This is a genomic window from Mesorhizobium sp. M5C.F.Ca.IN.020.32.2.1, assembly GCF_004023105.1.
Taxonomy (GTDB): Bacteria; Pseudomonadota; Alphaproteobacteria; order Rhizobiales; family Rhizobiaceae; genus Mesorhizobium; species Mesorhizobium wenxiniae.
On the sequence record NZ_RZSX01000765.1, the window covers coordinates 1 to 3071 of the forward strand.

General features: G+C 61.7%; 1 protein-coding gene and 1 pseudogene. Both read left to right on the top strand.

Translation table 11 applies throughout. The features are described from left to right. Nucleotides 1-191 precede the first annotated feature (191 nt). Nucleotides 192-1931, top strand: a complete 1740-nt coding sequence (gene leuA / locus EOA86_RS28460; RefSeq protein ID WP_127212338.1) for a 2-isopropylmalate synthase — start codon at nt 192-194, stop codon at nt 1929-1931. Nucleotides 1932-2227: 296 nt separating this feature from the next. Beyond that, nucleotides 2228-3071: pseudogene (locus EOA86_RS28465) on the top strand (hypothetical protein); the annotation flags it as partial.

Sequence of the window (3071 nt, forward strand, 5' to 3'; positions counted from 1 at the left end):
CGCGGCCTTATCGGCGACCGCGGGGTTCGCTGAAGGAGCGCCCGGCGGGCGAACCGCCGCTCACGCGCATGCTCCTTGGCCAGTCTCAAAATTGGCAAGTCACATCAAACGAATGAACATCTGGTAAAGGCGCCGCTCGGCACCAAATCCGCCTGAAGGCCGGATCCCGCGAGCCGCCGGGAGAGACGACAATGAACGCACGAGAAGAGATCCGCGCAGACAGCGGGGAGATGGGCAAGGATGCAGCCCGGGGCATGCCGGAGGCAGCCCGGAAATACCAACCCTACCCGACGGTCGGTCTCACCGACCGCATTTGGCCTTCGAAGGTCATCGACAAGGCGCCGATCTGGTGCTCGGTCGACCTGCGCGACGGCAACCAGGCGCTGATCGACCCGATGGGCCACGAGCGCAAGGCGCGCATGTTCGCCCTGCTCCTCGACATGGGCTTCAAAGAGATCGAGATCGGCTTCCCGTCGGCCTCGCAGACCGATTTCGATTTCGCCCGCTGGTGCATCGAAGAGGGCAATGTCTCAGCCGATGTCTCACTGCAGGTACTGGTGCAGTGCCGACCGGAACTGATCACACGCACCTTCGAGGCGCTGCAGGGCGCCACCAACCCGATCGTGCATTTCTATAATTCGACCAGCGAATTGCAGCGCCGCGTCGTCTTCGAGAAGGACGTTGCCGGCATCAGGCGGATCGCCACCGATGCGGCCAAGATGATCACCGACATGGCGGCGAAGGCCGGCGGCGGTTATCGTTTTGAATATTCGCCGGAGAGCTTTACCGGCACCGAGCTCGAAGTGGCGCTGGAAATCTGCAACGCCGTCACCGAAATCGTGAAGCCGACGGCGGAAAACAAGCTGATCATCAACCTGCCGTCCACGGTCGAGATGTCGACACCCAACATCTATGCCGATCGCATCGAATGGATGTGCCGCAATCTCGACAACCGCGAGAACCTGCTCATTTCCTTGCATCCGCACAACGACCGCGGCACCGGCGTTGCCACCACCGAACTCGGTCTGATGGCGGGTGCGGACCGCGTCGAAGGCACGCTGTTCGGCAATGGCGAGCGCACCGGCAATGTCGACATCGTCACGCTGGCGCTCAACATGTACACGCAAGGCGTCGATCCCGAGCTCGACTGCTCCGACATCAATCGGATGAAGGACGTCTATGAATATTCGAACCAGTTGAAGATCCCCGAGCGCCATCCCTATGTCGGCGAGCTCGTCTATACGGCCTTTTCAGGCTCGCACCAGGATGCCATCAACAAAGGCATGAAGGCGTTGCGCAAGGCCAACACGCCGTACTGGGAAGTGCCTTATCTGCCGATCGACCCGGCCGATGTCGGGCGCAATTACGAGGCGATCATCCGCATCAACTCGCAGTCCGGCAAGGGCGGCATCGCCTATGTGCTGCAGGCGGACTACGGCCTCAACCTGCCGCGCAACCTGCAGATCGAGTTCAGTCAAGCGATCCAGGCGATCACCGACGCCGAAGGCAAGGAGGTGCCGGCCAAGCGCATCTATCAGCGCTTTCTCGACACCTATGTCGATCAGCCCGGCGCGCGGCTGAAGTTCCTCGACCACCACACCTATCCGGACCTTGAGACCAAGGGGCGGCGTGCGGTGGAGGCCATCATCCTCGACAGGGGCAAGGAGGTGACGATTTCAGGCTCCGGAACCGGCCCGATCGACGGCTTTGTCGACGCGCTGTCGCGCCATGTCGGCGTGCCGATGTCGGTGCTCGACTATTCGGAGCACTCCATGCAGCGCGGCTCGAATGCCTCGGCCATCTCCTATGTCGAGATGGAGCATCCCGGCGGCAAGCTGTTCGGCGCCGGCATCAACACCAACATCGTGGCCGCTTCGCTGGAAGCCGTGGTTTCCGCCGCCAATCGCATTGTCGGCCGAAAGGTCGAGTAGAGCAATCCCAGGAAAAGTGTGTAGCGGTTTTCCGTCCGAATTGCGTAAAAACAAATACTTAGAGCCGTTCGTCGGTTCTACCAAAGATGAACCGCTCTAGACAAGCTGTCGAAAGCTAACAGCGCTGGAGCAAGATGAACCCACATGGTATCTTCTTGCTCTGGCCTTTCGCGCCATTAACCACCGGAAAATTATCCGGTGGGGTACGCGATCGCATAATGGATGCATGCTTGTATGGCAGTGCAGGCTCTATATGATTGCGTCTCAACCTGTGCCGACTTCGAAAGGATCGACACTTGCAGCATGCCACGCCTGCCGCCCCCGCAGTGCGCGAGACGTTGGAGCGATTGCTAGCCAGCGAAACGTTCGGGAGATCCGAACGAGCGCGTAAGCTGCTTCGCTATCTGGTCGAGCGCGAGCAGGCAGGCGAAGCCGACAAGCTCAAGGGCTTTTCCATCGCGATGGATGTTTTCGGCAAGGACGGCGATTTCGATCCGTCGACCGACGCCGTGGTCCGGGTGCAGGCGGGCAGGCTGCGCGAGCTTCTGCAGCATTACTTCGCCAATGAGGGCGTTGCCGAGCCGATCCGCATCGCCATTCCGCGTGGCGGCTATGTTCCATCCTATGAACTCAACGCGATCCGCCTGCCGGCCGAGCCGGCGCCGAAGGAACACACCGAGGCGGCTGCCACCTTGTCGGGGTCGCTCGAAGAGCCCCGCATGGCCGCACCTGCCGTATCGTTGATGTCCCCTGTCGTTCGCGAGCCGCCGCCGTCGCTGCTGCGCCATCTCCAGTTCTTCTGGTTGGCGATCGCTCTGGTCATCGCCATGCTGGGCGTGCTGATCCTTCGCCAGGGAAGCGGCGCATTGCTGGCGGGAAGCGATGCCGCTTCGACGATCGAAAACGCGGTGGCAACCGGCAGCATTGCGCCATGGGCTCCGATTGAAAGCCTTCCGCTCGTCTACATTGCGGTGAAAACCAACAGCGCCGAGGCTGCCCGCGTCGCGGCATCGCTGCGCGCCGGCCTCAGCGGCTTCGACACGGTCAACTTCATCGGTCGGGACGCCGACGGCCCGCCCGCTCCGGTCACCGATGCAATCAGCTTCGTATTCGACGTCTTGCCGGCACCAACGGCGGGCG

Excerpts from the sequence above, each read along its gene's own strand:
- leuA (WP_127212338.1), top strand. The coding sequence starts at position 192 with ATGAACGCACGAGAAGAGATCCGCGCAGACAGCGGGGAGATGGGCAAG.